Here is a 22,417-nt window from a genome sequence, read left to right on the forward strand (position 1 = left end):
TGTTTATACATATGGGTTGAAAAGAGTTTCATAGTATGCTGATGCTGAAGGGAAAACTTTTCATGTTTGTGCTTCGTCTAACTTAATAGGAGGGGAAATTGTGGATGAGTATATCGTAGAATCAATCGGAGCTGATGATAAAGCAATTATGATTGATACAATGATGAAAAATTATGGACAAGATATTTTACAGCTTGTCTATTCGTACGTGAAAAATCAAACGATTGCAGAGGATTTGACACAGGATATTTTCATAAAATGTTATCGGAACTTACATACCTACAGGAAGAAGGCTAAATTGAAAACCTGGCTTTGGAGTATTGCAATCAATCATTGTAAAGATTATTTGAAAAGCTGGTATAACAAAAATGTAGTTCTTTCAAATGAGGTTCTCGATTCTGAGTTCGATGAAGCCAATCAACTAGAGAGCAAAGTGATTCAACAGGATGAGGATGATCGATTAGTCGCACATGTCATGTCTTTATCAGTTGAATTTAGAGAAGTTATTTATCTGTTTTACTTTGAAGAAATGCCAATTAAAGAGATTGCTAGCGTAACTGGTACCAATTCCAATACCGTAAAAACACGATTAAGACGTGCGAAGCAACTACTAAAAGAACAGATAGGAGGCCGCTGAATGGAAGACGATTTGAAAAACTTACGAAATCGCATGAAAAAAACAAGGTTTAACGAGCTGAAATTTACGGAACAGCATCGAATGACAGTACTCAAGCAAATCCAACAGGAAGAAGCGGAGGCAGATATCCTGCATCTCGTTATGCAGTTACTTGTACAGGAAAAGACTGGCTACGAATTAACAGAACAGCTGCGTGTGCGGGGTGTTAAGAAATTTGAGGGGAATGAAGGATTTTTGTATACCTTATTGCATCAGCTGGAACAGAAACGCTATTTAGATGCTGCTTGGAATAAGGAAGAAATGAAACTTTATCAGTTAAATCGAAAGGGGAGGAAGCTATTGGAAAAGGCAGAAAAGGAAAAGGATAGAAAAAACGTTATCTTAGGCTTACTTGCCGAGGTGAAGGGAAGGTGAAAAGAAAATATTTTCTAGATGCAGTTCGGTTGCAAATGAAATCAGAGAAAGCAAAAAAGTATATCGTGAAAGAGCTGGATCACCATATTGCTAGTGAAAAGGCGTATTGGCTGAAAAAAGGATTAATAGACAGTGAGGCAGAAGAAAAAGCGGTTCAGCAAATGGGCAGTCCACTATTACTAGGACAGCAATTGAATAAAATCCATCGCCCTAAGGTGGATTGGTGGTTGCTGATTATCGTCTCCATTATTATCTCGCTTGGCTTTTTACCTCTACTTCAAGATAGTTTTCAAACCGATATCTTAGTCATGATTAAAAAAACTATGATGACTATAATCGGACTATGTTTCATTATTGGTCTCATGTTCTTAGATTATACGAAGTTAAGAAAATACGGATGGTTATTTTATGGTGTTGCACTTTTTATTCAATTCTATCTGTTTTTTTTCGTAGAAACACTCGTAAATGGGTCTCCAATTTTGATGTTAGGGCCATTATCCATTGAAGATACAATCTGTTTGCCGTTTTTCTGGATAGGTTTTGCTTGTCTGTTAAGTAATGAAAAACAAACGGTTAGTAAAACGATTCTTTTGTTTGCTATACCATACATTTTATATTTGCTTTTATATAACGACCATAATGCATTGATTTATAGTGTCATGGTGGTAGTGATGATTTGGATAAATGCAAAGGGCTATCGGAAACGAATAAAGACTTTAGCACCGATAAGTATCATTCTTCTTGGCTCGTTAATTTACATATGGCTATTTGCCGAAAATATTCATAATCGCTTGATGGGATACTCGAAACCAGAGCAATTCGCCTCTGACGAAGGTTATTTTTATTTGATAATTAAACAACAACTACAGCATCTAAATTGGTTTGGTAAGTCCGATATGCAATTATTCCTATATGAAGGACATACCGATTTTGTTTTTCTCAATCTGTTAGCTCAGTACGGATTGGTACTGTCTTTTTTTATCATTCTCATTTTGCTTCTTTTAATAAGTAGACTAATTGCTGTTTGTAATATGATGAAAGATTCGTTTGGAAAACTCCTGACGATTGGTGGAATTGCGCTCATTACGATTGAATTGATCTACAATATCGGGATGAATTTTGGGTACTTGCCTTTAGCTGGTATGCCACTGCCGTTTATTAGTTATGGCTTGATGCCAACATTGATTCATGCAATTGTTATTGGTGTTGTTCTAAGTGCTTATCGACAAAAAGATTTACAATTTAATATCCATTCGTAGGAAGGAACGAAGCTTATGCATTTGACTATTAACATTGCATTTTTTGGAACAATATTAATACTTTTATATATAGTGATCGATTTGATTCGCAATAAAGGAAGAAATCTGTTAAGGAAATTTATTTTTTATACGTTTATGTTTTATTTTGTGTATGTCCTGCAGCTTACAATGGGAGGGATCACCATACCGCCGTTGGAAGCGAGAATGATTAAAGTGCAGTGGATACCTTTCTTTTTTGTCAATGACTGGGTGATGCATTATCAGGCAAATGGTTTAGATTTCTTTTTTTGGAATTCGGTGAAATTAACATTCTATAATTTGATCATGTTCGTACCATTTGGAATCTATTTAGCACTTTTATTTCAAGTTAAACAAATTTCGAAAGCAGCATTATTGATCGTTATTCTCAGTTTAGCAATTGAAGTTTTCCAATTAATCCTCAGTTATTTTGGAGTTATTTGGGCGAGAGGATTTGATGTCGATGATATACTTTTAAATACGTTTGGTGGTGTGATAGGTTTTATGTGTATGCGAGTAGCTATGAGATTCAGGAGACGCATTCAGCATAAATATTAAAATGAAAATAAGCTTAGCGTGCAACTGGAACTGCCCTAAGCTTATTTTTTGATGGGGATAGGCAAGAATCTTTTAGCTTGCTGTCGAAGTGTAATGTGGTTAATAGAGGGAAGCCCTTTATCAAATAGAGGAATTCATGAAAGAAATAGCGAAATATATATGTTAGATTGAAAAGTTTTTTAAGGGAGAATAGACGATGACAAAGGGCCTTATTCATCATGTGGAAATTAACGTGTCAAATTTGGAAGATTCAATAGCATTTTGGGGTTGGTTATTGGAGGAATTGGGATATGAGCTTTACCAAAGTTGGAACGAGGGACGCAGTTGGAAGCTAGAGGACAGTTACCTCGTTTTTGTTCAAACTGAGGAAATTTATCTAGATGCTTCCTACCATCGGAAGCGTGTTGGTCTTAATCATCTTGCTTTTTACGCTAAATCACGTGAACATGTTGATGTAATGACAAAGCGATTAGAGCAAAAGGGCATTTCCATTTTATACAGGGAGCATCATCCCTTTGCTAGTGGAAAGAAGCATTATGCTGTTTTTTTCGAGGATCCAGATAGAATAAAGGTGGAGCTTGTCGCAACCGTTTAATTGTTGGTTCAATTTTTAAAGCATAATTGCATATTATATACTATAAAAGTTATGTGAGAGCTTATTAGTTGTAAACCGAAAAGGGGGAGATGAACAATGGACAAAAAACACAATGATTTAATCGGTGAGATACTCGAAGCAGCTGGTGAAAAAGATAATTTTAACTTAAAGGGTGCGGGAAGGCCGTTGCCAAAGGGATATGTGGAAAGAGATATTTTTCAAAACTTCCAGCAGATTGCAAAAGATGCAGGGTACTTGCCGTATTGGCTGAAGATTCAAAAGCAAATTGCAGCCATGTTGTTAACTGCTAAAACGCAAAAAGACATAAAGAAAATTAATAAGAAAATCAAAGAGTATAATACTGTTTGTCCCCCATCCATGCAAAAGCTCCCAGTTGAGCTGGATAAGCTAGAGGAGGCTAAAGTAATCTGGTAAGGTATTTGTTGCCAGTCAACACTATAAGGGAGGAGATTATGTGATTCTCCAAAAAGGGATTACAGGAAAAACTCAAAACTCAAATGATTTGCCAAAACCAGATGGGAAAGACTTTAAGCGATTATGCTATACACTTATCGCGCAGCTAGGTGGGAGCGTAAAAGCATTTACACAACCGCAAATCGATACAAATTATTTTCATGTCGATCTGGAGGTTTTTAATAAGCGATTGCATCTGCTCTTAAATGAGAATTATCCATATCTTGCTGTTGCAAGTGAGGTTGATTTTTTTAACATAACTTTTATTGATGTGCCAATATTAACAAAGCAATTTGCACCTTACTATACAATTTTGCTGAAAGCGGAATTGAATGAGCGAATTCAGCTCAGATCAGGACGTAAAAAGGGTGCTTTACTTAACGAAAATGAATTGATTCAAGAAGAATTAGCTGACTTAGTCTATTGGCAGCCTGAAACAGTTGGTCATGTGTTGTTCAATCATTGGGATTAAGCAGACTCGGAAGTCTTAGATTTTTCATTTGCTTGTCCAGATGCAATGGCGTGACTAGATTACATATACGTATAGGGAGGGAAAAAATGAAATTAAATCAAGAGGATCAATTTATTAAAGAGATTCAATTACATAAAGATAGTATTCATTCATACGACACATTTCCATTCGATCTTCCGGTTATTAAAAATTTAAAAAGGTTATTATTCCACCCGAACGTAACCTATATTATAGGAGAAAATGGAATGGGGAAATCAACCTTGCTGGAAGGGATTGCAATTGCACTTGGATTTAATCCAGAAGGTGGAACGAAGAATTTTAATTTCTCAAGCTTTGACTCGCATTCAAATTTAGATCAGTTTTTAAGAATCGCAAAGGGGCCATACCTGCCTAATGATAGCTTCTTCTTTAGAGCGGAATCCTTTTACAATGTTGCGAGCAATATTGAAGAAATGGATATGGATGCGTCACCATATAGTGGATCAAGAATTATCGATTCATTTGGTGGTAAATCTCTTCACGAGCAATCACATGGTGAATCTTTTTTTGCAACATTTACGAATCGCTTCCGTGGCCAAGGCTTGTATATCCTTGATGAACCAGAAGCAGCATTATCTCCAATAAGACAATTATCAATGCTTGTAAGAATCCACGAGCTCGTTAATCAAGGATCACAATTTATCATTTCCACACATTCACCGATTCTTATGGCTTATCCAGATGCACGAATCATTCAGCTTACGGAGGACGGTATGGAAAAACAGCGTTTAGAAGATACAGAGCATTATAAAGTGATGAAGCAATTTTTTGATGATAAAGATAGATTACTGCATCACCTGTTTCAATGATATTGAATAGGAGTGAGGCTATGAAAGCACCAGATTTAACGAGTGAAACAAAACGATTAATTATTCGACCATATCAGAAGCAGGATTATGAAAATTGGTATACGCAATTTAGTCGGCGATTGCCATCGCAATCCAAATACGATGAAGGTTATATTGACATGTCTCGTTTTACAAAGGATTGGTTTAGTAAATGGGTCCAAGGGTTCCGTGAAGGTGCAAAAAAAGATGATATGTATATTTTGGGTGTTTTTCGAAAAGAAGATGGAGCCAATGTTGGGACTGTCGAGTTATCGACAATATTACGGGCGAAATACCAATGGGCTATGATGGGATATTTTATACATAATCAGTTTTGGGAGAAGGGGTATGGAAAAGAAAGTGTTATTGCTGCCACACATTTATTTTTTAAACAATTAAACTATCATCGTATCGAACTGCATATCAATATGGATAACGAGCCGTCGATTCGATTAGCAGAAAGTGCTGGTTTTATTTATGAATGTACAAGAAATGAATTTACTTACGAGCGTGGACGTTGGACAGATTTATTAATCTATTATCGGAATAACGACTCAATATGAAAAGGCATACGTAACTTCTAGAAAAGGAGAGAGAAGATGGGGACCGTCATTCGCTGGTTGCTGGCGATATTTTTTACATACTTTGCAATTATTACACTACAAACAGGACTGGAATTGCTTAGTGCTTCAAGAGAAGATGGAGCAATTGCAGTTCGATTCCTATCTTTTGAAATAAATAATCAAGTTGATTCGGAAAACATGGCATCCTATACGATTGCATTCTTTGCAGGAGCGCTTGTTGCTATGATACTTGCGCTCAGCCTTATGAGAGATGCCTTTTCTAGTCTAAAGGGAAAAAGTTAATTGGGATTTTAAAAAAAGGGCTTGGAAGTGAATCTCTCAGTATTGAAACAAAGAGCCGTCATCTCAAAAGAGAATCCTGCTCCAGTTATTAATTGCCTTTATTAAAAAATGATTCTGTTCGTGTTGGCATTTCCAAAAAACAGAGAATAATACATTGCAATTCATTGTACCTATTTTAATTTAAGAACTTTTTTTTGAATAGCAAGTATAAAAGGTGGGTCATTTTTTTGATTAATAAAGCCATAGCGTAAGACATTAAACTGCTTTTGATCTAGTTGAAGCAGGTACTTTAATAGTCCTTCTTTTTCTTCCTTGCCACCTTCATGGCCGTGGTATACAACAAGAACGACAAGTCCATCTTTTTTCAAACGGTTTAAAATAGCATCTACAGCAGTCACCGTTGAATCAGGTGTTGTAATTACTGTTTTATCGCTTCTAGGTAAATAACCGAGGTTGAAAATCGCACCCGCAATTTCTTCATTTTTATCCTTTGGAAAATAATCCAGAATTCTTTCATGACTATCGTGGATTAAAGATACATTGGAGCAATTATTGTTAATTAATACTTTTCTCGTATTTGCAATTGCTTGGTCCTGTATATCAAAGGCATAAACATGACCGTTTTCACCGACTAGCTTACTGAAGAATAAGGTATCATTTCCATTTCCGCACGTTGCGTCAATTACTTTTTCACCCGATTGTATCGTTTCTTCTAATAAATAATGAGCATAATTTAGAATTCCTTTTAGCATATATGCAGCACATTCCTTTTCATTAGATTTATCTCTTCCTTCATGTTATCACGAAAATGCCAATCAAGAAATGCAGTAAAAACTGAGGCGAACCTTTAAAATGAGGTTACCTTGACAATAGTTACCGGATTCATTATAATTCGGTTAAATAATCTAACGACTTTGATAAGGATTAGTAGTAATTTTTTTCAGGCATAGAGAGGCAGTGCTCGGTGGAAACTGCCGTTGAAAGATTTTATGAACTCACCTTTAATGTTGCAGGAATGAATAGGAGTAATTCCTGCCGTCTATCCACGTTAAAGATAACAAGTGAACGCGAATATATGTGTTAATTTGGGTGGTACCGCGGGAGATACAGCTTCTCGTCCCTTTTCTGGGGATGAGTGGCTTTTTTTTTCGCAGATAAGAAAGTGTTAGACTTTCTTATCTGCATAAGTGCAACTAAGGCATCGCCTAAATACTTGCACTCCAAAGTATAAGGGCTTCTAAAAAAGCAAAGAACGCTTTCGTAAGAATCCCTTTAACGAATGCCAAGTTTACTAATGGAAAATACAAGCGTTGTACAGCGAAAGGAAGGAAAATTAGATGAGCTTTAACCATCAGCAAATTGAAAAAAAATGGCAAAAACACTGGCTTGAAAATAAAACGTTTAAAACGGAAACCTTTTCTGAAAAAGAGAAGTTCTATGCACTTGATATGTTTCCATATCCCTCAGGAGTAGGGCTGCATGTAGGACATCCCGAGGGCTATACGGCAACGGATATTCTATCGCGTATGAAACGAATGCAAGGCTATGAAGTAATGCACCCGATGGGATGGGATGCATTTGGGCTTCCGGCAGAACAATATGCAATTGATACAGGGAATAGCCCAGCTGAATTTACAGCAAAAAATATTGCGACATTTAAACGCCAAATACAAGAACTTGGTTTTTCGTATGATTGGGATCGTGAAATCGATACAACAGATCCGAATTATTATAAATGGACACAGTGGATTTTCACAAAGCTTTATGAAAAAGGGCTCGCTTATATCGATGAGGTTGCGGTGAACTGGTGTCCGGCATTAGGTACAGTTTTGGCGAATGAAGAAGTAATTGATGGAAAAAGTGAACGCGGTGGACATCCGGTCGTACGTAAACCAATGAAGCAGTGGATGCTGAAAATTACTGCATATGCTGATCGCTTGTTGGAAGATTTAGATGAATTAGATTGGCCAGACAGCTTAAAAGAAATGCAACGTAACTGGATTGGCCGCTCAGAGGGCGCAGAAGTAACATTTGCAATTGATGGACATGAAGAAGAATTTACTGTATTTACAACACGTCCAGATACATTATTTGGTGCAACGTATGCAGTGCTTGCCCCAGAACATCCGTTTATCGAAAAAATAACAAGTGCAGAACAAAAAGCTGCCGTAGATGCTTACTTGAACGAAGTCCAAACGAAATCCGATTTGGAGCGTACTGATTTAGCAAAAGATAAAACAGGTGTATTTACTGGTGCATATGCAGTTAACCCTGTGAATAATGAAAAAATGCCAATCTGGATTGCAGACTACGTATTAATGTCATATGGAACTGGTGCAATAATGGCGGTTCCAGCACACGATGAGCGGGACTATGAATTTGCAACAAAATTTGAATTGCCAATTGTGGAAGTAGTTTCAGGTGGAGATATAACAAAAGAAGCATTTACTGGTGATGGAGAACATATCAATTCAGGATTCTTAGATGGGCTTGGAAAAGAAGAGGCGATCTCCAAAATGATTGAATGGCTTGTCGCTGAAGGAAAAGGCGAGAAGAAAATTACGTATCGCCTGCGCGATTGGCTCTTTGCGAGACAGCGTTATTGGGGTGAGCCAATTCCGATCATTCATTGGGAAGATGGTACAATGACAACTGTTCCAGAAGAAGAACTTCCATTGGAACTACCAGTGATGTCAGAGATTAAACCATCTGGTACAGGGGAATCTCCACTTGCTAATAACAGTGATTGGGTAAATGTTGTTGATCCGAAAACCGGAATGAATGGGCGCCGTGAAACAAACACCATGCCGCAATGGGCGGGAAGCTGCTGGTATTTCTTACGATACATTGACCCGAAAAATACCGAACAGCTAGCAGATCCAGCTGCACTGGAAGAATGGTTGCCAATCGATATTTATATCGGTGGAGCAGAGCATGCCGTGCTTCATCTACTATACGCACGTTTCTGGCATAAGTTCTTATATGACATTGGAGTCGTATCAACAAAAGAACCATTCCAAAAGTTATTTAACCAAGGGATGATTCTTGGCGAAGGTAACGAAAAAATGAGTAAATCCAAAGGTAATGTTGTAAACCCGGATGATATTGTAACATCTCATGGTGCAGATACATTACGTCTTTATGAAATGTTTATGGGGCCATTGGATGCGTCTGTCGCATGGTCAACAAATGGATTAGACGGTGCTAGAAGGTTCCTTGATCGTACATGGAGATTGTTCATGAACGATGATGGTACCCTTTCTGAGAAAATTGTGGAAGCAGAAAATACAGCTTTAGATAAGGTCTACCATGAAACGGTGAAAAAGGTAACAGATGACTTTGAAAATCTGCATTTTAATACCGGGATATCGCAAATGATGGTATTTATTAATGAAGGCTACAAAGCAGATCAAATTCCAAAAGCATTTGTGGAAGGGTTTGTGAAGATGCTTTCTCCAGTTGCCCCACATATTGCTGAAGAGCTTTGGGAACAACTTGGCCACTCAAATACGATTACCTACGAAGAATGGCCGGTCTTCGATGCATCGAAATTAGTGGAAGATGAAGTAGAAGTAGTTCTTCAAGTCATGGGCAAAGTTCGTTCGAAATTAAGTGTGCCGAAAGATATTTCGAAAGAAGACTTGGAAAAATTAGCATTAGCAGATGAAGGATTGCAAAAATGGATCGAAGGAAAAACAATTCGAAAAGTAATCGTCGTGCCAGGAAAATTAGTAAACGTAGTAGCGAACTAAATGAAACCAAAAAGATCTCCTTCTATATTTAAAGAGGAGATCTTTTTTTATGAAGTGTCACGTCCATTTAACTGGATTCAACCCAATTCGTTTGTAAAATAATCCACTCGCCATTTTCGAAATACCATAATGTTTCAATTGTGCCAAGACGATCTGCGTGGTAGGCACCGCTAATTTGTTGATAGCTTTTTAGACCATACCCTTTGCTTTCACTAATCGATATTGGTTCATAAAAAGCAATTGGATCAATCATTAATGAAGTAGGTTTTAAAAGGTTGCCTTTTTTATTATAAATTCCAAGACGTATATAATCCTCTGCACGGTCTTTAACATCCATCACAATTGGCTTGCCATTAGGGATAATTTCAATAATTACTTGAAAATTCTCTTCAAATTTACCACTAACATAGCGCTGTTCTGGTAAAGGGATTTCTTTTAACTTCTGATTTGCCAATGTGTGTAAGAAAGAAGTGTATAAACCGCCACTCCCACCAGTCGGACTTTGATAGAAGATATCCTTTATTCCGTCATGATCCAGATCAATGAATTGAAGCTTTGGTTCGTAACCACCACCATAATTGATTTTCCACTCTTCTTTATCAGAAGATCGAATCTCAGCCCAAATATCTTGATAATATTGTGCGTCTGGAGCAAAAAGCTTTCCTTTCAATTCTATTGTATTGTTTTCTCCATCTCCTGTTACATCAGCTTGGTATGTTTCAATTAAGATACTATCTGGTGCTGTTTCTGCAGCAAATGTAATTGTTGGAAATGCAATCATCAATATTAGAAAAAAATATTTCACGTTCATCACTTCCTTTATTTGAAATAATAATGTGGTATATGTAAGGTGAATTGAATGTAACTTCACCTTTGCAAATAAAATGAATTACTTCCTGCTTTGTTAGTTCTTGTAGGTTGCGCATTGTGGTTGCATCCTATGCGTGAAATACGTAAAATTGAAATTGAATACAATAAAGGGGATGACAATATGCCAGAAATAAATGAAGTAGCACCTAAAGAAGTTGAAAAGCTGATGAACGAGGAAGATATTATAATCATTGATGTAAGAGAAGATGAAGAAGTTGCTCAAGGAATAATTGAAACAGCCAAGCATATTCCATTAGGAAATATTCCGGAAGCAGTAGCTGACTTAGATAAAAATAAATCGTATATACTTGTATGTCGATCAGGAGCAAGAAGTATGAATGCGTCCAAATATATGGATGAACAAGGTTTTAAGGTTTCCAATATGAAAGGCGGCATGTTGGAGTGGGAAGGCGAAGTAATCGTCGATTAATAGAGAAGAAGTTATTTTCAGTAATTCTGAAAATAACTTCTTTTTATTTAGGTATTGCATTTTGAACTTAAGGGGTGTAGTATAAATTTTGCTGTCAAGAAGAGAAGCAAATGAAATAAGTTTTCAGCTTCAAAATGAACTCGACAAATTAAAAATAAATGTTGACAAGTATTTATGAGAAATGCTATAATAAACATCCACTAGTTAGGAAAAGTCGAAAATGATTTGTTTTTCAGATTTATTGTTGATTACTAGTGTGGTATTGTAATTATAAGTTAACAAATTTGCTCTTTGAAAACTGAACAAAACAACCAGTATGTCAAGAAAAAGGAAACTCGTTTTTCTTTTTAAAACAAGTAGAAGTCAGCTTCTACAAAAGCTAAGTATTACAAACTTTTATGGAGAGTTTGATCTTGGCTCAGGACGAACGCTGGCGGCGTGCCTAATACATGCAAGTCGAGCGCAGGAAATAAACGGAACCCTTCGGGGTGATGTTTATGGAATGAGCGGCGGACGGGTGAGTAACACGTGGGCAACCTGCCTGTAAGATCGGGATAACTCGCGGAAACGTGAGCTAATACCGGATAACACTTTTCATCTCATGGTGAGAAGATAAAAGACGGTTTCGGCTGTCACTTACAGATGGGCCCGCGGCGCATTAGCTAGTTGGTGAGGTAACGGCTCACCAAGGCGACGATGCGTAGCCGACCTGAGAGGGTGATCGGCCACACTGGGACTGAGACACGGCCCAGACTCCTACGGGAGGCAGCAGTAGGGAATCTTCCGCAATGGACGAAAGTCTGACGGAGCAACGCCGCGTGAGTGATGAAGGTTTTCGGATCGTAAAACTCTGTTGTTAGGGAAGAACAAGTTGGGTAGTAACTGACCCAACCTTGACGGTACCTAACCAGAAAGCCACGGCTAACTACGTGCCAGCAGCCGCGGTAATACGTAGGTGGCAAGCGTTGTCCGGAATTATTGGGCGTAAAGCGCTCGCAGGCGGTCTTTTAAGTCTGATGTGAAAGCCCACGGCTTAACCGTGGAGGGTCATTGGAAACTGGAGGACTTGAGTACAGAAGAGGAGAGTGGAATTCCACGTGTAGCGGTGAAATGCGTAGAGATGTGGAGGAACACCAGTGGCGAAGGCGACTCTCTGGTCTGTAACTGACGCTGAGGAGCGAAAGCGTGGGTAGCGAACAGGATTAGATACCCTGGTAGTCCACGCCGTAAACGATGAGTGCTAGGTGTTAGGGGGTTTCCGCCCCTTAGTGCTGAAGTTAACGCATTAAGCACTCCGCCTGGGGAGTACGGCCGCAAGGCTGAAACTCAAAAGAATTGACGGGGGCCCGCACAAGCGGTGGAGCATGTGGTTTAATTCGAAGCAACGCGAAGAACCTTACCAGGTCTTGACATCCTCTGATACCTCTAGAGATAGAGTTTTCCCTTCGGGGACAGAGTGACAGGTGGTGCATGGTTGTCGTCAGCTCGTGTCGTGAGATGTTGGGTTAAGTCCCGCAACGAGCGCAACCCTTGATCTTAGTTGCCAGCATTCAGTTGGGCACTCTAAGGTGACTGCCGGTGACAAACCGGAGGAAGGTGGGGATGACGTCAAATCATCATGCCCCTTATGACCTGGGCTACACACGTGCTACAATGGATGGAACAAAGGGAAGCGAACCCGCGAGGTCAAGCCAATCCCATAAAACCATTCTCAGTTCGGATTGTAGGCTGCAACTCGCCTACATGAAGCCGGAATCGCTAGTAATCGCGGATCAGCATGCCGCGGTGAATACGTTCCCGGGCCTTGTACACACCGCCCGTCACACCACGAGAGTTGGTAACACCCGAAGTCGGTGAGGTAACCTTTTGGAGCCAGCCGCCGAAGGTGGGACTAATGATTGGGGTGAAGTCGTAACAAGGTAGCCGTATCGGAAGGTGCGGCTGGATCACCTCCTTTCTAAGGATTATTACGGAACCCTACCTTCGGGTAGGAAGGGCATACTGTGTTGTTTGGTTCAGTTTTGAGAGAGTAAATCTCTCTATTTGTACCTTGAAAACTAAATAAGAGTAACAACGACATCAATATTAATGTAAAAGGCTGAAGCGACTGTTCTCAGGAGCTGAAGCTGAATTAAATAAAAGCAAGGCTAATAAATTAGTACGCTTATTTACTGTAACTTAGTTAAGTGAATAAGGGCGCACGGTGGATGCCTTGGCACTAGAAGCCGATGAAGGACGGGACTAACACCGATATGCCTCGGGGAGTTGTAAGTAAACTTTGATCCGGGGATTTCCGAATGGGGGAACCCACTGTTCGTAATGGAACAGTACATGCATCTGAATACATAGGGTGCATGAGGTAGACCCGGGGAACTGAAACATCTCAGTACCCGGAGGAAGAGAAAGAAAAATCGATTTCCTGAGTAGCGGCGAGCGAAACGGAAAGAGCCCAAACCAGAAAGCTTGCTTTCTGGGGTTGTAGGACACTCCACTCGGAGTTACCAAGGAATTCTTTAAATGAATCGACCTGGAAAGGTCAGCCACAGAAGGTAACAGCCCTGTAGTTGAAAAAGAATTCCCTCCGGAGTGTATCCTGAGTACGGCGGAACACGTGGAATTCCGTCGGAATCCGGGAGGACCATCTCCCAAGGCTAAATACTCTCTAGTGACCGATAGTGAACCAGTACCGTGAGGGAAAGGTGAAAAGCACCCCGGAAGGGGAGTGAAATAGAACCTGAAACCGTGTGCCTACAAGTAGTCGAAGCCCGTTAATGGGTAACGGCGTACCTTTTGTAGAATGGACCGGCGAGTTACGATCGTATGCAAGGTTAAGTGGAAGACACGGAGCCGCAGCGAAAGCGAGTCTGAATAGGGCGAATGAGTATGCGGTCGTAGACCCGAAACCGTGTGATCTACCCATGTCCAGGGTGAAGGTCAGGTAACACTGACTGGAGGCCCGAACCCACGTATGTTGAAAAATGCGGGGATGAGGTGTGGGTAGGGGTGAAATGCCAATCGAACACGGAGATAGCTGGTTCTCTCCGAAATAGCTTTAGGGCTAGCCTCAAGAAATAGAGTACTGGAGGTAGAGCACTGATTGGACTAGGGGCCCTCACCGGGTTACCGAATTCAGTCAAACTCCGAATGCCAGTTACTTTTACTTGGGAGTCAGACTATGGGTGATAAGGTTCATAGTCGAAAGGGAAACAGCCCAGACCGCCAGCTAAGGTCCCAAAGTATACGTTAAGTGGAAAAGGATGTGGAGTTGCCCAGACAACCAGGATGTTGGCTTAGAAGCAGCCATCATTTAAAGAGTGCGTAATAGCTCACTGGTCGAGTGACTCTGCGCCGAAAATGTACCGGGGCTAAACGTATCACCGAAGCTGCGGATTGTTCTTACGAACAATGGTAGGAGAGCGTTCTAAGTGCTGTGAAGTCAGACCGTGAGGACTGGTGGAGCGCTTAGAAGTGAGAATGCCGGTATGAGTAGCGAAAAAAGAGTGAGAATCTCTTTCACCGAATGCCTAAGGTTTCCTGAGGAAGGCTCGTCCTCTCAGGGTTAGTCGGGACCTAAGCCGAGGCCGAAAGGCGTAGGCGATGGACAACAGGTAGATATTCCTGTACCACCTCATGATTGTTTGAGCGATGGGGGGACGCAGTAGGATAAGGAATGCGCACTGATGGATATGTGCGCCCAAGCAGTGAGAAAGTCAGATAGGCAAATCCGTCTGGCAATTTCAAGCTGTGATGGGGAGGGAAATTTAGTACCGAAGTTCCGGATTTCACACTGCCAAGAAAAGCCTCTAGTTAGATCATAGGTGCCCGTACCGCAAACCGACACAGGTAGGCGAGGAGAGAATCCTAAGGTGAGCGGGAGAACTCTCGTTAAGGAACTCGGCAAAATGACCCCGTAACTTCGGGAGAAGGGGTGCTTCATTTACATGGAGCCGCAGTGAATAGGCCCAAGCGACTGTTTAGCAAAAACACAGGTCTCTGCGAAGCCGAAAGGCGAAGTATAGGGGCTGACACCTGCCCGGTGCTGGAAGGTTAAGGGGAAATGTTAGCCGCAAGGCGAAGCTTTGAACCGAAGCCCCAGTAAACGGCGGCCGTAACTATAACGGTCCTAAGGTAGCGAAATTCCTTGTCGGGTAAGTTCCGACCCGCACGAAAGGTGCAACGACTTGGGCACTGTCTCAACGAGAGACCCGGTGAAATTATACTATGCGTGAAGATGCGCATTACCCGCGACAGGACGGAAAGACCCCGTGGAGCTTTACTGTAGCCTGATATTGAATGTCTGTGCAGCTTGTACAGGATAGGTGGGAGCCTTGGAAACCGGAGCGCTAGCTTCGGTGGAGGCATCCGTGGGATACCACCCTGGCTGTATGGACATTCTAACCCAGGACCGTGATCCGGTTCGGAGACAGTGTCAGGCGGGCAGTTTGACTGGGGCGGTCGCCTCCCAAAAGGTAACGGAGGCGCCCAAAGGTTCCCTCAGAATGGTTGGAAATCATTCGTAGAGTGTAAAGGCACAAGGGAGCTTGACTGCGAGACCTACAAGTCGAGCAGGGACGAAAGTCGGGCTTAGTGATCCGGTGGTTCCGCATGGAAGGGCCATCGCTCAACGGATAAAAGCTACCCCGGGGATAACAGGCTTATCTCCCCCAAGAGTTCACATCGACGGGGAGGTTTGGCACCTCGATGTCGGCTCATCGCATCCTGGGGCTGTAGTCGGTCCCAAGGGTTGGGCTGTTCGCCCATTAAAGCGGTACGCGAGCTGGGTTCAGAACGTCGTGAGACAGTTCGGTCCCTATCCGTCGTGGGCGTTGGAAGTTTGAGAGGAGCTGTCCTTAGTACGAGAGGACCGGGATGGACACACCGCTGGTGTACCAGTTGTTCCGCCAGGAGCATCGCTGGGTAGCTACGTGTGGAAAGGATAAGTGCTGAAAGCATCTAAGCATGAAGCCCCCCTCAAGATGAGACTTCCCATCACTTCGAGTGAGTAAGATCCCTCAGAGACGATGAGGTTGATAGGTTCGGTGTGGAAGCGTGGTGACACGTGGAGCTTACGGATACTAATCGATCGAGGACTTAACTAAATTCTTTATTTGATGTCTTGTTTTCTCTTATTTAGTTTTTAAGGTATAAACCTAAAAAAAATAGGTCTGGTAGCAATAGCGAAGAGGTCACACCTGTTCCCTTGCCGAACACAGAAGTTAAGTTCTTCAGCGCCGATGGTAGTTGGGGCTTTGCCCCTGCAAGAGTAGGACGCCGCCAGGCACATGTAAAAAGGAGTTACGAAAATAATTCGTAACTCCTTTTTACAATTATATACGAAGTACATTGTTTTCGTTGAGCAATAAAAAGGGATGTGTCTCATATGTGATGAGGGCATCCCTTTATATTGTTTATGTTACTATGAAATTTGATTGCCATAGTACCTAATTAGCTACGTCTTAAAAGTGCAGTATTGAAGATAGGCTTCCTACTCTACAGTTGCTAAGGGCGCTTTTTCTTTAGTTGTTAAGCTTCTGATTTATCAGCTTCTGTAATATTAAATTTAGTGCTTATCGAATCAGTGATGACAGTAATAGCTCCGTCACCAGTTACATTACATGCTGTTCCGAAACTATCCTGTGCTAAGTATAGTGCAATCATTAAAGATACCATTGTAGGATTAAAGTGCAGCATAACCTCTAATAATCCAATTGCGGCCATAACCGCTCCACCTGGAACTCCTGGGGCAGCTACCATTGTAACACCTAACATAAGTAGGAATGGTAAAATTGAGATAAATGAGACTGCTTCTCCTTGTAAAAATAAAACAGCAAGTGAACAGCTCATCAATGTAATTGTACTTCCAGATAGATGAATATTTGCTAATAATGGTACGGTAAAATCTGCGATATTTTTTCGAGCCTTTATGGTTTTCGTTCGTTCTAATGTTACCGGAATCGTTGCTGCTGATGATTGTGTTCCCAATGCAGTAAAATAGGCAGGAGTCATCTTTTTTAGCATAATGAATGGATTTTGTTTACTTAATGAACCAGCAACAGTATATTGAACGACTAAATATAAAATATGAAGTACGATAATCATAACAAACACTTTTGCAAAAACACTTAGAATCGTTGCAACTTGTCCTGCATGCGTCATATTGGCGAAAATACCAAAGATATGGAAAGGAAGTAACGGAATAATTACCTTTTCGATAACAAGTTGGACGATATCACGAAAGTCATTCGCTATATTTAGTAATGTATTACTTCTAACCGCTGCAATTCCAATACCGATAACAAATGAAAGCAATAATGCTGTTACAACCTCCATTGGTGGAGCCATATCAATTACAAAGAATGCTTCACTTAATCCAGCAGTAGGATCTGTAAATGCTTGAAGAGACTGACCACTTAGCATTGTGGGATAAAGACTTTTAGCAGTAAAGAAAGCAATGATTCCGGCAATGATTGTTGAAGTATACGCAAGGCCGGCAGTAACACTTAACAATTTTCCTGCACCACGTCCAACTTCTCCAATTCCCGGTGTGATGAAACCAAGGATAATAAGTGGGATAATGAAGCTCAGAAAGTTACCAAAGAGCCCATTAAATGTTGCAAAGAATTGTATAAGCCAATCATTACTGAAGGAACCAATGGCAATACCTAAAATAATGGCAGTAATAATTCGTGCGAGTAAACCAAATCGTTTCATTTTTGTTCCCCCTAAAGATATATATTTTTTTAGTATACACTAACTGATACAGTGAAGACCATACTATATAAAAAGTGGGATAATTCGCAATTAAACTACAATTTTAAAAGCGTACCAAAATGGCACGCTTTTTTTGCAGCTAAGTAAGTAGTAGGATACTTTCTTACTGCATCGTGAATTGCATTTTCCAAGCGAAATATCAGAGAATAATTCATGACATTTCATGCTGGAAATTATTGCTACAGAAGGCTTTATCTGATTAGCTCATCCCAAAGGGACCCATGCTTCCACTACTGCTATTATTTCCACTATTGCTGTTATTACCACCCATTCCGCCAGACATGAATGGTAAGAATTTTTGAGCAACTTGACCAAGGTTTTGATTATTTCTTGTCATGGTATAATAGGTAGCTGCCCCAACGCCGACGGAAGCAAGAAGTGGTAACCAAGCACCGTTCTTTTGCATGTATCATCAACCCTTTCTGTAAAAGTATCAGACAATCTTAGGTTGACCGAAGCGAGCAAAAAAATCCTAGGAATCATATACCATATAAGACGCTTCAGTGGCTGCATTCATTCCGGCAAGCCTACCTGTTACAAGTGCTGAGGTGATATTGTAACCACCGGTATAGCCGTGAATATCCAATATTTCCCCGCAAAAATAAAGCCCATGCATTAATTTAGATTGCATCGTATTCGGTACAATTTCCTTAATGGTAACACCGCCACCTGTTACAAAGGCTTTCTCAAGCGGCAACGAACCATGCACATAGAAGTGAAAGTTTTTAATTGTGTGCACGATCGAGCGAACCGTTTCTTTTGACACATTCGCACACTTTTGCTCATCTGTAACATTGTTTTGTATAAGGATGTAGTTTAATAAACGTTCGGGTACAATTCCTTTTATCACATTTCTGAATGATTTTTTAGGACTTAATTCCATTGTTTCTAAAAGATGTTGTACCAATTTATCTTCGTCTTTATCAGGTAAAGCATCCAATAAAACGGGAACTTGTTTATTTCCCTTCATTAATTCTTTAACTACAAATTGAGAGCAACGTAATACCGCGGGTCCAGATACACCAAAATGGGTGAAGAGCATGTCCATTTGATGCGTGATAATAGGCTTACCTTTTTTGTTTAAAACAGATAAAGCAACGTTGCGTAAGGAAAGACCTTGCAGGCTTTTGTTTTGGATGAAAGGCTCTTTTGATGTCAGTGCAACCTCTGTAGGGTAAAGCTCTGTAATCGTATGTCCCGCCTTCTTCGCCCAAGCATAGCCATCACCTGTAGATCCGGTGTGAGGGACAGCTTTTCCGCCGGCTGCAATAACAATCGTTTTGGTGTTTATTTTTTCTCCATCTTCTAAGATAACCGTGTGTGTCGTGTTATCATAGTGTACAGCTTTGACTTTCGTGTTCATGTTTATTGATACATGTAAATCATTTAATTTATCGATAAGGGCATTAACAACGCTTTGTGCAGAGTTAGAAACAGGAAACATTCTGCCATGATCCTCTTCTTTCAATGCTACGCCCATATTTTCAAAAAAATCGATAATATCATAGTTATTAAAGATAGAAAATGCACTATATAGAAATTTCCCATTTCCAGGGATATGTTTAATCACTTCATCCTGCGGGAGTCTGTTTGTTACGTTACATCTGCCGCCACCAGAGATGGCAAGCTTTTTCCCGAGCTTTTTTCCTTTTTCAAGGAGCATTGTCTTTGCACCATGCTCGGCTGCTGATATGGCTGCCATAAGCCCAGATGGACCTCCGCCAATTACAATTACATCATATTTCAATTTGATTCATTCCTTTCCTATGTATATTACCACTTATACACTACATTTCGCCATAGATGACAGAATAAATTTGAAAAGCTCTTTAGAAAACTTCTGATCCTCTAAACCTTTATCTAAGCGAATGTATGAAAAAAAGAAAAGTTATTTACAGTCCTATTTGCCAAAAATTGATGATTCCAGACGAACATTATAGGAAGAAACTGCTGATTAAGTGTGGTAAAATGAAGATTGGTATTTTTTAAAAGAAGTTAGTTGTATTAGTAGAATGAAATTCGGAATGTAAAAAAGATGCGGGTGAAATAATGTCGAAAATTATAAGAGGTACGATGCTTCTAACAGGGGCGTCGTTTTTATCAAAATTTCTAGGAATGATTTATGTTATACCTTTTAATGTACTTGTTGGAGCTGTTGGTGGTGCATTATATGGTTATGCATATACGCCATATAGTATTTTCCTCAGTATATCAACAGTCGGAATACCATCAGCAGTTTCGAAATTTATATCTAAGTATAATTCGCTTGGTGATTATGAAACCGGGATGCGTATGTTTAGGCTTGCGAGCTTACTTATGCTTGGTACCGGGCTGTTTGCCTTTTTAATGTTGTATTTTAGTGCCGATTGGATTGCCGGATTCCAAATAAAAGGTGAGGATACACCTATTACGGCTGATGATGTAGCGTTCGTTACACGTATGGTCAGTATCGCTTTAATTATTATCCCTTCAATGAGTATTTTACGTGGTTTTTTTCAAGGGCATCAATCGATGGGCCCGACAGCTGTGTCACAGGTTGTCGAGCAAATTGTTCGAATTGGCTTTATCTTAATCGGAGCTTATATTATTATTCATCTTTTAGGTGGAACAATTGTGACAGCTGTAGGCTTCGCAACATTTGCAGCATTTATTGGTGCGGTTGGGTCTTGTCTAGTTTTGGCGATTTATTGGAAAAAACGCAAGCCTTTTATCAAGAAGCAAATTGCACGGCAAAAATATACGTATGCAATACCAACCAGAGATTTATTTAAAGAGCTGTTTCGTTATGCGGGTCCATTTGTTTTGGTTGGGCTGGCAATTCCGTTGTATCAGCTCGTTGATCAGTTTACATTTCAACCTGCGATGCTAGCTAGCGGTCGTGAGGATATATGGGTTTCAGCTGCTTCTGCAATAATGACTTACGGACATAAGGTTGTCATTATTCCAATGACAGTGGCAACCGGGCTTTCTTTAGCTATGTTGCCAAGTCTAACCGAGTCCTTTACGCAGAAAAACGAGGTCATGTATACGAAGCAGATTAACCAAGCGCTGCAAATAATTTTAGTGGTCGTTATTCCTGCTTCCGTTGGCATTGCGATTCTTTCCAACGAAGCATATGGTGCATTATATGGCATGGAGAATATTGGAGTAACAGGTTCATTGCTCGCATGGTATGCACCGGTTGCCTTGTTATTTGCTCTATTTACAGTGACAGCCGGAATTCTGCAAGGCATCGATCAGCAAAATTACGCAGTGTTAAGCTTAATGGCGGGTGTATTAGCAAAAGTATTACTCAATAGTCAGCTGATTCACGTATTTGGAGCAAAAGGGGCAATCTTTGGTACGGCGCTAGCGGCAGGAATTGCAGTTACGTTAAATCTTTGGCGTCTAAAAAAAGCCCTCAATTTTAAATTAAAACAAACCATTAAACGAACGATATTGATTGGAATTTTCACCCTAATCATGTGTATCGTTGTTTGGACATTAAAAGCTGTTATGGGACTTTTTCTTCCTTATGAGACATCACGTTGGGCTACGATTGTGATGCTTGGTATAGGTGCCGGCAGCGGTGCAATTGTTTATTTTGTATTAGCTTATAAATCAACCCTGCTTGAACATATATTTGGGGGCAGAATCCCTGTAGTGGGAAGATTTTTAGGAAGATAAAATAACTGTTTAAATGTGCCTCTAAAAGGAGAATAAAGATGCGACTCGATAAATTGCTATCCAACATGGGCGTTGGGAGCAGAAAAGAAGTTAAAGCGTTACTGAAGAAGAAACAAGTTACAGTTAATGGTATTGTTTCAAAAGATAGCGGTGAAAAGATAGACCCGAATAAAGATGAGATTGCTGTGAATGGGGAAATCATTCGTTATGAGCAGTATATTTATTTGATGATGAATAAAGCACCTGGCTATATTTCGGCGACAACCGATAAGCGAGAGAAGACGGTTATTGACCTCCTGGGAGAAGATGTGCAACATTTTAAGCCATTCCCTGTTGGCAGGCTGGATAAAGATACAGAGGGTCTTCTTTTGCTTACGAATGACGGAGAACTCGCTCATGAGCTTGTTTCGCCAAAGAAAGACATTGGTAAAACCTATTTTGCACGAATAAATGGAAAAGTAACTGTCGATGATACAGCTGTTTTCCGTGAGGGAGTTGTGCTTGAAGATGGTTATGAAGCAAAGCCTGGTGAACTTACTATTTTACAAAGTGATGCAATATCTGAAATTGAACTGACAATCACAGAAGGAAAATTTCACCAGGTGAAGCGGATGTTTGAAGCGGTTGGGAAGCGTGTTATATATTTAAAGCGCCTGCGCATGGGGGAGCTTCAATTAGACCCAGATTTAAAGCTTGGCGCTTATCGTCCATTAACAGAAAGCGAATTAGCTTATTGTAAGTCATTAAAAAAATAAATGAGGGAATAGGG

19 protein-coding genes, 3 rRNA genes and 1 other annotated feature are annotated in these 22,417 nt (G+C 40.3%); of the genes, 17 read left to right on the top strand and 5 right to left on the bottom strand.

Annotated features, from left to right (window positions below; translation table 11 throughout):
• Positions 1 to 97: 97 nt before the first annotated feature.
• The 10 genes from MHH64_RS11060 (at position 98) to MHH64_RS11105 (ending at position 6,159) form a co-directional block, all read left to right on the top strand.
• Positions 98 to 637: a sigma-70 family RNA polymerase sigma factor gene (locus tag MHH64_RS11060; protein WP_095309131.1), complete on the top strand. Its 540-nt coding sequence runs from the start codon at positions 98 to 100 to the stop codon at positions 635 to 637.
• Positions 638 to 1,051, top strand: coding sequence for a PadR family transcriptional regulator (locus MHH64_RS11065; protein ID WP_340003228.1), 414 nt, complete (start codon positions 638 to 640; stop codon positions 1,049 to 1,051).
• Positions 1,048 to 2,310, top strand: a complete 1,263-nt coding sequence (locus tag MHH64_RS11070; RefSeq protein WP_340003229.1) for an FtsW/RodA/SpoVE family cell cycle protein — start codon at positions 1,048 to 1,050, stop codon at positions 2,308 to 2,310. The genes MHH64_RS11065 and MHH64_RS11070 overlap by 4 nt, the downstream gene beginning before the upstream one ends.
• A gap of 15 nt (positions 2,311 to 2,325) precedes the next feature.
• Positions 2,326 to 2,886 carry a VanZ family protein gene (locus MHH64_RS11075; protein WP_340003230.1) on the top strand — a complete coding sequence of 187 codons (561 nt, stop codon included), beginning with the start codon at positions 2,326 to 2,328 and terminating at the stop codon, positions 2,884 to 2,886.
• Positions 2,887 to 3,082: 196 nt separating this feature from the next.
• On the top strand, positions 3,083 to 3,481 hold the full coding sequence (locus MHH64_RS11080) for a VOC family protein (RefSeq protein ID WP_340003231.1): 399 nt from the start codon (positions 3,083 to 3,085) through the stop codon (positions 3,479 to 3,481).
• A 96-nt stretch (positions 3,482 to 3,577) separates the two neighbouring features.
• Entirely contained in the window at positions 3,578 to 3,916 is a 339-nt protein-coding gene (locus MHH64_RS11085; RefSeq protein WP_095309120.1) for a DUF1992 domain-containing protein, read from the top strand.
• 40 nt (positions 3,917 to 3,956) lie between these two features.
• A complete protein-coding gene (locus MHH64_RS11090) occupies positions 3,957 to 4,427 on the top strand; it encodes a hypothetical protein (protein WP_095309118.1) in 471 nt (156 codons plus the stop codon).
• Positions 4,428 to 4,513: 86 nt separating this feature from the next.
• Positions 4,514 to 5,275 carry an AAA family ATPase gene (locus MHH64_RS11095; RefSeq protein WP_095309116.1) on the top strand — a complete coding sequence of 254 codons (762 nt, stop codon included), beginning with the start codon at positions 4,514 to 4,516 and terminating at the stop codon, positions 5,273 to 5,275.
• 20 nt (positions 5,276 to 5,295) lie between these two features.
• Complete coding sequence (locus tag MHH64_RS11100) at positions 5,296 to 5,856, top strand: GNAT family protein (protein WP_340003232.1); 561 nt, start codon at positions 5,296 to 5,298, stop codon at positions 5,854 to 5,856.
• A 36-nt stretch (positions 5,857 to 5,892) separates the two neighbouring features.
• The gene (locus MHH64_RS11105) at positions 5,893 to 6,159 is read left to right on the top strand and encodes a hypothetical protein (RefSeq protein ID WP_340003233.1); all 267 of its coding nucleotides are present in this window, start codon (positions 5,893 to 5,895) and stop codon (positions 6,157 to 6,159) included.
• Between the two features lie 170 nt (positions 6,160 to 6,329).
• On the opposite strand, the gene MHH64_RS11110 is transcribed toward MHH64_RS11105, so the two are convergent.
• The gene (locus tag MHH64_RS11110) at positions 6,330 to 6,911 is read right to left on the bottom strand and encodes a class I SAM-dependent methyltransferase (RefSeq protein WP_095309109.1); all 582 of its coding nucleotides are present in this window, start codon (positions 6,909 to 6,911) and stop codon (positions 6,330 to 6,332) included.
• 153 nt (positions 6,912 to 7,064) lie between these two features.
• Positions 7,065 to 7,284: a binding site (T-box leader), on the top strand.
• A 212-nt stretch (positions 7,285 to 7,496) separates the two neighbouring features.
• Between MHH64_RS11110 and leuS the strand changes: the two genes are divergently transcribed.
• Positions 7,497 to 9,911, top strand: a complete 2,415-nt coding sequence (gene leuS, locus MHH64_RS11115) for a leucine--tRNA ligase (protein WP_340003234.1) — start codon at positions 7,497 to 7,499, stop codon at positions 9,909 to 9,911.
• Positions 9,912 to 9,978: 67 nt separating this feature from the next.
• Here leuS and MHH64_RS11120 read toward each other — a convergent pair whose 3' ends face one another.
• Positions 9,979 to 10,716: a hypothetical protein gene (locus tag MHH64_RS11120; protein ID WP_095309105.1), complete on the bottom strand. Its 738-nt coding sequence runs from the start codon at positions 10,714 to 10,716 to the stop codon at positions 9,979 to 9,981.
• Positions 10,717 to 10,902: 186 nt separating this feature from the next.
• Here MHH64_RS11120 and MHH64_RS11125 point away from each other — a divergent pair, with 186 nt between their 5' ends.
• The 4 genes from MHH64_RS11125 (at position 10,903) to rrf (ending at position 16,491) form a co-directional block, all read left to right on the top strand.
• Positions 10,903 to 11,211 carry a rhodanese-like domain-containing protein gene (locus MHH64_RS11125; RefSeq protein WP_095309104.1) on the top strand — a complete coding sequence of 103 codons (309 nt, stop codon included), beginning with the start codon at positions 10,903 to 10,905 and terminating at the stop codon, positions 11,209 to 11,211.
• Positions 11,212 to 11,606: 395 nt separating this feature from the next.
• A 16S ribosomal RNA gene (locus MHH64_RS11130) occupies positions 11,607 to 13,168 on the top strand.
• Positions 13,169 to 13,391: 223 nt separating this feature from the next.
• Positions 13,392 to 16,310 (top strand): 23S ribosomal RNA (locus MHH64_RS11135).
• A 65-nt stretch (positions 16,311 to 16,375) separates the two neighbouring features.
• A 5S ribosomal RNA gene (rrf, locus tag MHH64_RS11140) occupies positions 16,376 to 16,491 on the top strand.
• Together the 16S, 23S and 5S rRNA genes form the textbook arrangement of a ribosomal RNA operon.
• A gap of 243 nt (positions 16,492 to 16,734) precedes the next feature.
• On the opposite strand, the gene MHH64_RS11145 is transcribed toward rrf, so the two are convergent.
• The 3 genes from MHH64_RS11145 to MHH64_RS11155 form a co-directional block, all read right to left on the bottom strand.
• Complete coding sequence (locus MHH64_RS11145) at positions 16,735 to 17,922, bottom strand: dicarboxylate/amino acid:cation symporter (protein WP_095307626.1); 1,188 nt, start codon at positions 17,920 to 17,922, stop codon at positions 16,735 to 16,737.
• Between the two features lie 259 nt (positions 17,923 to 18,181).
• Positions 18,182 to 18,388 carry a hypothetical protein gene (locus MHH64_RS11150; protein ID WP_095307624.1) on the bottom strand — a complete coding sequence of 69 codons (207 nt, stop codon included), beginning with the start codon at positions 18,386 to 18,388 and terminating at the stop codon, positions 18,182 to 18,184.
• 66 nt (positions 18,389 to 18,454) lie between these two features.
• Positions 18,455 to 19,729 (bottom strand): NAD(P)/FAD-dependent oxidoreductase, encoded by a 1,275-nt coding sequence (locus MHH64_RS11155; RefSeq protein ID WP_118890388.1) that lies wholly within the window; start codon positions 19,727 to 19,729, stop codon positions 18,455 to 18,457.
• Between the two features lie 302 nt (positions 19,730 to 20,031).
• On the opposite strand from MHH64_RS11155, the gene MHH64_RS11160 reads away from it, so the two are divergent.
• A complete protein-coding gene (locus MHH64_RS11160; protein WP_340003235.1) occupies positions 20,032 to 21,648 on the top strand; it encodes a polysaccharide biosynthesis protein in 1,617 nt (538 codons plus the stop codon).
• 38 nt (positions 21,649 to 21,686) lie between these two features.
• Positions 21,687 to 22,403 carry a pseudouridine synthase gene (locus MHH64_RS11165; RefSeq protein WP_340003236.1) on the top strand — a complete coding sequence of 239 codons (717 nt, stop codon included), beginning with the start codon at positions 21,687 to 21,689 and terminating at the stop codon, positions 22,401 to 22,403.
• Positions 22,404 to 22,417 lie beyond the last annotated feature (14 nt).

It is taken from the genome of Oceanobacillus sp. FSL K6-0127 (assembly GCF_037983385.1).
Classification (GTDB): domain Bacteria; phylum Bacillota; class Bacilli; order Bacillales; family Amphibacillaceae; genus Oceanobacillus; species Oceanobacillus profundus.

Bases quoted from the DNA above. Each gene is read 5' to 3' on its own strand.
- leuS (WP_340003234.1), top strand. From the start codon at position 7,497: ATGAGCTTTAACCATCAGCAAATTGAAAAAAAATGGCAAAAACACTGG.
- MHH64_RS11075 (WP_340003230.1), top strand. From the start codon at position 2,326: ATGCATTTGACTATTAACATTGCATTTTTTGGAACAATATTAATACTT.
- MHH64_RS11065 (WP_340003228.1), top strand. From the start codon at position 638: ATGGAAGACGATTTGAAAAACTTACGAAATCGCATGAAAAAAACAAGG.
- MHH64_RS11145 (WP_095307626.1), bottom strand. From the start codon at position 17,922: ATGAAACGATTTGGTTTACTCGCACGAATTATTACTGCCATTATTTTA.
- MHH64_RS11080 (WP_340003231.1), top strand. From the start codon at position 3,083: ATGACAAAGGGCCTTATTCATCATGTGGAAATTAACGTGTCAAATTTG.
- MHH64_RS11105 (WP_340003233.1), top strand. From the start codon at position 5,893: ATGGGGACCGTCATTCGCTGGTTGCTGGCGATATTTTTTACATACTTT.
- MHH64_RS11165 (WP_340003236.1), top strand. From the start codon at position 21,687: ATGCGACTCGATAAATTGCTATCCAACATGGGCGTTGGGAGCAGAAAA.
- MHH64_RS11110 (WP_095309109.1), bottom strand. From the start codon at position 6,911: ATGCTAAAAGGAATTCTAAATTATGCTCATTATTTATTAGAAGAAACG.
- MHH64_RS11100 (WP_340003232.1), top strand. From the start codon at position 5,296: ATGAAAGCACCAGATTTAACGAGTGAAACAAAACGATTAATTATTCGA.
- MHH64_RS11125 (WP_095309104.1), top strand. From the start codon at position 10,903: ATGCCAGAAATAAATGAAGTAGCACCTAAAGAAGTTGAAAAGCTGATG.
- MHH64_RS11160 (WP_340003235.1), top strand. From the start codon at position 20,032: ATGTCGAAAATTATAAGAGGTACGATGCTTCTAACAGGGGCGTCGTTT.
- MHH64_RS11085 (WP_095309120.1), top strand. From the start codon at position 3,578: ATGGACAAAAAACACAATGATTTAATCGGTGAGATACTCGAAGCAGCT.
- MHH64_RS11150 (WP_095307624.1), bottom strand. From the start codon at position 18,388: ATGCAAAAGAACGGTGCTTGGTTACCACTTCTTGCTTCCGTCGGCGTT.
- MHH64_RS11095 (WP_095309116.1), top strand. From the start codon at position 4,514: ATGAAATTAAATCAAGAGGATCAATTTATTAAAGAGATTCAATTACAT.